The organism is Aeromonas molluscorum 848, from assembly GCF_000388115.1.
Taxonomy (GTDB): domain Bacteria; phylum Pseudomonadota; class Gammaproteobacteria; order Enterobacterales; family Aeromonadaceae; genus Aeromonas; species Aeromonas molluscorum.
In genome coordinates, this window is record NZ_AQGQ01000178.1 from 1 (window position 1) to 7,915 (window position 7,915).

The following is a 7,915-nucleotide window of genomic DNA, read 5'->3' on the forward strand; positions in this document are numbered from 1 at the left end:
GCAGGTGGCGGCCGAGCCATCGTGCGCTACGAATAACATCGCATCCCAGCCTGGAAGTTCGCCTCACCGAGCAAGGTATGCAGCATGCGGATCACTTCTGCGCCCTTCTCGTACACGGTCAGGGTGTAGAAGTTGTTCATCTCTATCACCACATCCGGGCGGATCGGGTGGGCCATGGGGCCGGCATCCTCGGCAAACTGGGGTCCACGTACGGTGCGCACGTTATTGATGCGATTGACGCCTCGGGAGCCCAGATCGGAGGAGAACTCCTGATCCCGGAATACCGTCAGCCCCTCTTTGAGGCTGAGCTGGAACCAGTCGCGGCAGGTGACCCGGTTACCCGTCCAGTTGTGGAAGTATTCATGCCCTATCACCCGCTCGATGCCGTGATAGTCGCTGTCGGTCGCGGTCTGCGGATTGGCCAGCACGAACTTGGAATTGAAGACGTTGAGCCCCTTGTTCTCCATGGCGCCCATGTTGAAGAAGTCCACCGCGACAATCATGTAGATGTCGAGGTCGTACTCGAGACCGAAACGCTGTTCGTCCCAGCGCATGGAGTTGATGAGGCTCTCCATGGCGAAACCGGCGCGGTCAAGATTGCCCTTGTCGACGAAGATCTCAAGGGCCACATCGCGCCCGCTCATGGTCACGAAGTGATCGCGCTGCACATCGAAGTCACCGGCGACCAGGGCAAACAGGTAGCTGGGCTTGGGGAAGGGATCCTGCCACTGCACGAAGTGGCGACCACCATCCAGATTGCCGCTCGCTACCTTGTTGCCGTTGGAGAGCAGATAGGGGTACTTGGCCTTGTCGGCCGTGATGCGGGTACTGTAACGGGCCAGGATATCGGGCCTGTCCAGATAATAGGTAATGCGGCGAAAGCCCTCCGCCTCGCACTGGGTGCAGTAGGCATCACCGGACTTGTAGAGCCCTTCCAGCGCCGTGTTGGCGGCGGCATCCAGATCGGTGACTATGGTCAGCACGCACTCGGCGGGCAAATTGCTGAGCCGCAACTGGTTGTCGGTCAACTCAAACTGTTCGCAGGCGACTCCGTCGATGCTGATGCTCACCAGCTGCAGATTTTCACCATCCAGTGTCAGCACTTCATTGTGCTCGCCGTTGCGGCGAATACGGGAAATGGCCGTCACCCGACAAAGGGGCTCTTCGAGCTGAAAGTCGAGATCTATGCTGTCGATCCAATAGAAAGGTGCTTGATAATCCTGGCGATATTTGGCCTTCATGGCCTGATGATGATCGGTCATTATTATGTGCTTCCACGCTTGTTATGGGCGTAACGAGGCTGTCACAAGCCTCCCCTTCGGTCAAATGGTTTACATTCCGGCAATAAAAAGGGCGACTGTGATGTCGCCCTGTTCGTTATGACTGTTCGTGACTACTCGTTTTTTGGCGCCAGTTTGACCAGGTCTGCCGTGATATTGGCAGACTCAAGCAAGAACTCATCCGGTGCTTCAAAATCGGTGGGCAAATCGTCCAGGCTCTTGATGGCAGGCTTGCCCATCCGAGTCAGGCGCTCATTGGCCCGCGACAAGGCCAGCGCATCTTGCTTGTCCTGCTCGGCGCGGCGATCCGCTTCGTTCAGGGAGAGGGATTTTTTGTCCTTCTCGACACGATACTCCTTGATGTCCTGTAACACGTAGGCGAACTCCGGATCTGTCTTGATCCGCGCCTGGTGTGCCGCTTCCAGCTTGGGCAGCAGACTGGTGAAGCTGCCTATCTTCTGGTAGTCGGCCGAGGCTATCTTGTCCCAAGGCAGGGCATGGAACTCACGGCTCTCACCCGTCTCCTCCGGCGTGACCGGGGTCGGGAAGCTGATGTCCGGAGCCACCCCCTTGTTCTGGGTGCTGCCGCCATCGATACGATAGAACTTGGCGATGGTGTACTGCACGTGACCCAGTGGGTGATCGTAGAAGTCATACACTTTGGCCAGGCTGCGATGCTGTTGCACAGTGCCTTTGCCAAAGGAGTTCTCCCCCAGGATCAGAGCGCGGCCGTAATCTTGCATGGCAGCGGCAAAGATTTCGGACGCCGAGGCACTGTATCTGTCGATCAGCACCGACATGGGGCCACCGTAATAGATCTGACCGTCATCATCACCATTGACCGAGATGCGACCCATGTGATCACGGATCTGCACCACGGGGCCGCTGGCAAAGAAGAGACCGCTCAGGGCCGAAGCTTCGGTCAGGGCGCCACCGCCGTTGCTGCGCAGATCCACCACCAAGCCATCTATTTTCTGCTTGTTGAGGCTGGCCAGCTCCTTGATGACATCATCGTGCAGGTTGACATAGAAGCTCGGGATCTCGAGTACCCCTATCTTCTTGCCTTCGGCCTTGATCACCTTGGACTTGGCCGCCCTGTCCTCAAGACGCACCTTGTCACGGGTCAGCTCAACCTGTTCGGTCTTGACGCTGGCACCCTTGCCACGCTGGATCTCGAGGCGCACTTTGCTGCCCTTGGGCCCCTTGATGAGTTCGACTACGTCATCGAGACGCCAGCCAATCACATCCACCACCTTGCCATCTTCCTGACCCACGCCGACGATTTTGTCATCGGGCTTGAGGTTGTTGGATTTGGCCGCCGGGCCACCCGGGACCAGGGAGCGGATCACGGTGAAGTCATCATCGGCCTGCAGCACGGCACCAATGCCTTCCAGCGAGAGGTTCATCTCGGTGTTGAAGCGATCGGCGTTGCGCGGGGACAGATAACTGGTGTGAGGTTCGATGGCACGGGAGAAGGAGTTCATGAACAGCTGGAACACGTCCTCGCTCTCGGTCTGGGACATCCGCTTGATGGCGTTGTTGTAACGCTTGCCAAGCAACTCCTTGATCTCGGGCCACTCCTTGCCGCTGAGCTTGAGGCTCAAGGCATCGAACTTGACCCGCTGACGCCACAGCTCATTGAGCTCGGCTTCATCTTTGGGCCAAGGAGCCCCTTCCCTGTCGAAGACATACTCATCTTTCTGGGTGAAATCGAAGGGGGTATCGAGCAGTTTTAGGGCGTATTCGAACCGCTCATAGCGCCGCTGCTGACCCAGATTGAACATATCGTAAGCGGGCGCCAGGCGGCCACGCTCCAGATCGGTATCGAAGCCGTCACGGTATTTATCAAACCGGCGAATGTCAGAGGCCAAAAACAGGTTACGGCTGAAATCCAGGTTCTCGAGATATTTGTCGAAGACAACTTCTGAGAACGCATCATCCAGCTTGAACTGCTTGTAGTGGGAGCGAGTAAACAAATTGGCAATTCGCTTGCTAGCCGTAGCATGTTGGCTCTCTTGAGCCAACACAGGCAAATCACTTTCCTTGAGCACCGGCTCGATGGCCTGTGCAAGCCCGGCAATAGCCAGGCTACAGGCGACGAGGGAGAAACGAATTACGCCATGCTTCAACATTTGTCTCCTTAGAGAACCAGATGCTCGAATTTGACGCGCAGCATCATGCCGGTCTGCAGCTGAACCTGCACATCATCCTTGGTAATTTCCTTGATGGTCGCCGGGACAGGAGACTTACCCAGTACCACATTGACGGTTTGCTCGACTTTCAGCTCACCCGCCTCGGCCTGACGATACTGCTTAGGGGCAGCAGCAGGCGCGGTCTCGGTCTTGCGCGGCGCAGGACGACGAGGCTTTTTGGGTTTATCTTCGCGCTTGGCATCGGCGTTGGCCTCGCCTTTTTGCTCTTTCTTGTCATCTTTGGCACGACGACTGGCGAAGACTTTGTCTTTGCTCTCTTTCAATGCTTGCTTGGCGTGCTCGATATGCTCTTCGGTCAGCAATTCGCCCGGGTTACCATCGAGATCGACGCGAGCCTGGCCAGCTTTGAGGCCGTGCAGGTAACGCCAGCTGGAAGTGTATTGACGCAGAGCAGAGCGCAACATGGTCTTGGAGACTCTCTCGTCGTCAGCAAGACGCGCCGCCAGATCCTGGAAGATGCCAATCTTGAGTGGCTTGGCCTCTCCTTCTGCGATGAAGCAGGCCGGGAATTTCTCGACCAGGTAGGCGACGATCTCTTTACTGTTCTTCAGCTTTTCAGTGTTTTCCATGTATAACCTTGGCTTTCATATAAACGCACGGGCAACCCCGGGCACAACAAAGGCCCCATTATAGAGAGCTTGGGACCTTTTGCGAACCATCTCGCACTTAACTTACAGCAGGCGTTCCAATATTTTGACCGTTTCTTCCAGCCCAAGCCGGTCAATTTGGTCAAAACGATTGAAAACGGGACTGTCAATATCCAATACCCCGATGATGGCACCCTCACGGCGCAGCGGGATCACAATCTCCGAATTACTGGCCCCATCGCAGGCAATGTGCCCTTCGAATTGATGAACGTCATCGATGAGCTGTGTCTCGCCTTGTGCCACAGCAGTGCCGCAGACACCACGACCCACCGGGATCCGCACGCAGGCGGGCTTGCCCTGGAAGGGACCCAGCACCAGGGTCTCTCCTTGCAACAGGTAAAAACCGACCCAGTTAATCTCGGTCAACTCCTGATTGAGCAAGGCGCTGAGGTTGGCCAGCTTGGCAATAAGATCCGGCTCCCCTTCCAGCAGCGCCTGGGCCTGCAGGTTGAGCAGTCGATAAAAGTTTTGTTTTTCAATCATGATGAAATGGTCTTGATTCCCTTGATAATCAGAGCAAGGTACCGCCCTGCCTGAAAAATTCAAATTAAATTTACGGTGATTGTCCTCTAACGGGTCACCGACAACGCCATCTGCTGGTGCTGGCCATTGTTCCATTCAATGGTGAGCAACCACACCATGCGATGGCTGGTACAGGCCCCCACCTGCGTGCTGGCCAGCCACAATCCTTCCCCCTGCTGGCTGAACGATACCGGGATACGCCCCATGAACATCTCCTGCCCCTCCAGCCAGCTCTTGGTCGGCATCAACCCTCGAGCCACGCCGCTGACTTGCAGCTGGAAGTCATGTTCCGGTCGAATTGAGGGGTTCGCAAGTGACACTGTTAACGGCAAATCGGCGATAGTGGCACTGCAGGGGCTGTGGGATAGATCACAGATCTGATCATTTTTCTGGCTATCCGCCGCCGCTGGCGCCGCAGCAAACCAGGTTCGATAGGCCATCAGACCCAGCAAAATGGTCATCACTATGAGGAGATGAGCAAATTTGCGTGAAGTCAGTCTCTCTTTCATTAAAAAACAACCTTGTAAGCTAACTTTAAAATGCCATTTTCGTGATCTTACTCATGGTAAAAATGGCACGATACGACTCCGGGCGGAGCCAAATATATCACTGTTTATACTGTTATTTTACCTGCTGGTTCAGTATCATTCCCATCGAATTTTTCATTTAGCTACTTTTTGCTTTTCCTTTCGTTAACAGACGTTAACAACCGGAAGGCAGTCGCTGATGAATTTAGTTGTCAGTCCTTGTCACAGGACAAAAATCAAACAACAGCAGCATCGGAAGCGGAATACAACGATGAGCCATACAACAAACCACCCTGAGTACAACTACAAGGTTGTCCGTCAGTTCACCATCATGACTATTGTCTGGGGAATTGTCGGCATGTCGGTAGGGGTACTGATTGCAGCCCAACTTATCTGGCCTGCCCTCAACTTCGATACCCCCTGGCTGACCTACAGCCGCCTTCGCCCCCTGCATACCAACGCGGTTATCTTCGCCTTCGGTTGCAGCGCGCTGATGGCGACATCCTTCTATGTGGCACAGCGCACCTGCCAGACCCGACTATTTGGTGGTCCGCTGGTCGGCTTCGTGTTCTGGGGCTGGCAAGCCATCATCATCGCCGCTGCCATCTCCCTGCCCATGGGGTACACCAGCTCGAAGGAGTACGCTGAGCTGGAGTGGCCCATCGACATCGCCATCGCCGTGGTCTGGGTCTCTTACGCCATCGTCTTCTTTGGTACTCTGATGAAACGCACCACCTCCCACATCTATGTGGCGAACTGGTTCTTCGGCGCCTTCATCATCACGGTGGCCGTGCTGCACATCGTCAACAACCTGGAGATCCCGGTCAGCGGAATGAAGTCCTACTCCGTCTACTCGGGTGCCACCGATGCCATGGTGCAGTGGTGGTATGGCCATAACGCGGTCGGCTTCCTGCTCACCGCCGGCTTCCTGGGGATGATGTACTACTTCGTGCCAAAGCAGGCCGGTCGTCCGGTCTACTCCTACCGCCTCTCCATCGTGCACTTCTGGGCGCTGATCTCCCTCTACATCTGGGCCGGTCCGCACCACCTGCACTACACGGCGCTGCCTGACTGGGCACAGTCGTTGGGGATGGTGATGTCCCTCATTCTGTTCGTTCCCTCCTGGGGCGGCATGATCAACGGCATCATGACCCTCTCCGGCGCTTGGCACAAACTGCGCTATGACCCTGTTCTGCGTTTCCTGATCGTCTCCCTGTCGTTCTACGGCATGTCCACCTTCGAAGGCCCCATGATGGCCATCAAGACGGTCAATGCCCTCTCCCACTACACCGACTGGACCATAGGTCACGTTCACTCCGGCGCCCTGGGTTGGGTTGCCATGATCTCCATCGGTGCGGTCTACCACCTGATCCCGAACCTGTTCGACCAGGGGCGGATGTACAGCGTGCGTCTGATCAACATCCACTTCTGGCTGGCCACCGTCGGCACTGTGCTCTACATCGTCGCCATGTGGATTTCCGGTGTGATGCAGGGTCTGATGTGGCGTGCGGTCAACGATGACGGCACCCTGACTTACAGCTTCGTGGAGGCATTGCAGGCTTCCTATCCCTTCTACTTCGTGCGCTTCCTGGGTGGCTGTTTCTTCGTCACCGGTATGTTGCTGATGGCCTATAACGCCTATCGCACTATCACTGCGCCCAAGGGTTCTCTCGAACCCGTCGCACAGCCAGCCTGATCTGAAGGGGTTAAAGCATGAGCAATAATAATCGTCACGAAATCTTTGAAAAAAGCGTCCCCATGCTGGTGATTGGCATCATCTTTGCCATCAGCCTGGGGGGCCTGGTCGAGATCACGCCGCTGTTCTTCCAGAAGCAGACCAATGAGCCGGTGGAGGGCCTCAAGGCCTACACCGCCCTGCAGATGGAAGGTCGCGACATCTACATCCGCGAAGGCTGCACCGTCTGTCACAGCCAGATGATCCGCCCCTTCCGCGCCGAGACCGAGCGTTATGGTCACTATTCGGTTGCCGGAGAGAGCGTCTGGGAGCACCCCTTCCTGTGGGGCTCCAAGCGTACCGGTCCGGATCTGGCCCGAGTCGGTGGTCGTTACTCCGATGACTGGCACCGCGCTCACCTGAACAACCCGCGCGACGTGGTTCCCGAGTCCAACATGCCCGCGTTCCCCTGGCTTGAGACCAATATCTTGAGCGGTGAACTGACCGGCAAGAAGCTGGCGCTGTTCCGGGATCATTTCGGTGTGCCCTACACGGATGCAGACATCGAAGGTGCCAAGGACGCGGTAAAAGGCAAGAGTGAGCTCGATGCCCTGGTCGCCTATCTGCAATCACTGGGCCATGCCCTGAAATAAGGAGTATGGATATGGATTACGGCACCTTTCGCGGCCTCTACACCCTGCTGCTGATGCTGATGATGTTCGGCATCATCGGCTGGGCTTACAGCAAGCGCCGCAAAGCCTCCTTTGAAGAGGCTGCCAACCTGGTTTTTGCCGACGACGAGCAACCCAGTGCTGATAACAAGAACGCAGGAGCGAAGCAATAATGAGCACTCTGTTAAGCATTTTTGTGACCTTGGTGTCACTGGGTACCATAGTGGGCTGCTTCTTGCTGCTCATGTGGTGTCGCAATGACAAGATGGGTGTCGAAGAGGGCCAACCTATGGGCCACGCCTTCGACGGCATCGAAGAGCTGAACAATCCACTGCCCAAATGGTGGACCTACATGTTCCTCTTCATGATAGTGATTGGTC

Annotated in this window: 8 protein-coding genes and 1 pseudogene; 4 read left to right on the plus strand and 5 right to left on the minus strand. The window is 56.0% G+C overall.

Going from position 1 to position 7,915, the window contains the following annotated elements; genetic code table 11:
- From pepN to G113_RS17465, 5 genes and pseudogenes are all read right to left on the minus strand, one after another.
- Positions 1-1,262: pseudogene (pepN, locus tag G113_RS17445) on the minus strand (aminopeptidase N); the annotation flags it as partial.
- Between the two features lie 131 nt (positions 1,263-1,393).
- Positions 1,394-3,412: a carboxy terminal-processing peptidase gene (gene prc, locus G113_RS17450; protein WP_005907934.1), complete on the minus strand. Its 2,019-nt coding sequence runs from the start codon at positions 3,410-3,412 to the stop codon at positions 1,394-1,396.
- A gap of 8 nt (positions 3,413-3,420) precedes the next feature.
- A complete protein-coding gene (gene proQ, locus G113_RS17455) occupies positions 3,421-4,062 on the minus strand; it encodes an RNA chaperone ProQ (protein WP_005907935.1) in 642 nt (213 codons plus the stop codon).
- A gap of 102 nt (positions 4,063-4,164) precedes the next feature.
- Entirely contained in the window at positions 4,165-4,623 is a 459-nt protein-coding gene (locus G113_RS17460; protein ID WP_005907936.1) for a GAF domain-containing protein, read from the minus strand.
- 86 nt (positions 4,624-4,709) lie between these two features.
- Complete coding sequence (locus G113_RS17465) at positions 4,710-5,171, minus strand: hypothetical protein (RefSeq protein ID WP_005907937.1); 462 nt, start codon at positions 5,169-5,171, stop codon at positions 4,710-4,712.
- A gap of 289 nt (positions 5,172-5,460) precedes the next feature.
- On the opposite strand from G113_RS17465, the gene ccoN reads away from it, so the two are divergent.
- The 4 genes from ccoN to G113_RS17485 all read left to right on the plus strand — a co-directional run.
- Entirely contained in the window at positions 5,461-6,885 is a 1,425-nt protein-coding gene (gene ccoN / locus G113_RS17470; RefSeq protein WP_005907939.1) for a cytochrome-c oxidase, cbb3-type subunit I, read from the plus strand.
- A gap of 17 nt (positions 6,886-6,902) precedes the next feature.
- Positions 6,903-7,517, plus strand: a complete 615-nt coding sequence (gene ccoO, locus G113_RS17475) for a cytochrome-c oxidase, cbb3-type subunit II (protein WP_005907940.1) — start codon at positions 6,903-6,905, stop codon at positions 7,515-7,517.
- 11 nt (positions 7,518-7,528) lie between these two features.
- Positions 7,529-7,708: a cbb3-type cytochrome oxidase subunit 3 gene (locus G113_RS17480; protein ID WP_005907941.1), complete on the plus strand. Its 180-nt coding sequence runs from the start codon at positions 7,529-7,531 to the stop codon at positions 7,706-7,708.
- On the plus strand, positions 7,708-7,915 hold a 208-nt coding region (locus tag G113_RS17485), incomplete at its 3' end, for a cbb3-type cytochrome c oxidase N-terminal domain-containing protein (RefSeq protein WP_005907942.1). The genes G113_RS17480 and G113_RS17485, both read left to right, overlap by 1 nt.

Excerpts from the sequence above, each read along its gene's own strand:
- ccoN (WP_005907939.1), top strand. The coding sequence starts at position 5,461 with ATGAGCCATACAACAAACCACCCTGAGTACAACTACAAGGTTGTCCGT.
- G113_RS17465 (WP_005907937.1), bottom strand. The coding sequence starts at position 5,171 with ATGAAAGAGAGACTGACTTCACGCAAATTTGCTCATCTCCTCATAGTG.
- G113_RS17460 (WP_005907936.1), bottom strand. The coding sequence starts at position 4,623 with ATGATTGAAAAACAAAACTTTTATCGACTGCTCAACCTGCAGGCCCAG.
- proQ (WP_005907935.1), bottom strand. The coding sequence starts at position 4,062 with ATGGAAAACACTGAAAAGCTGAAGAACAGTAAAGAGATCGTCGCCTAC.
- prc (WP_005907934.1), bottom strand. The coding sequence starts at position 3,412 with ATGTTGAAGCATGGCGTAATTCGTTTCTCCCTCGTCGCCTGTAGCCTG.
- G113_RS17480 (WP_005907941.1), top strand. The coding sequence starts at position 7,529 with ATGGATTACGGCACCTTTCGCGGCCTCTACACCCTGCTGCTGATGCTG.
- ccoO (WP_005907940.1), top strand. The coding sequence starts at position 6,903 with ATGAGCAATAATAATCGTCACGAAATCTTTGAAAAAAGCGTCCCCATG.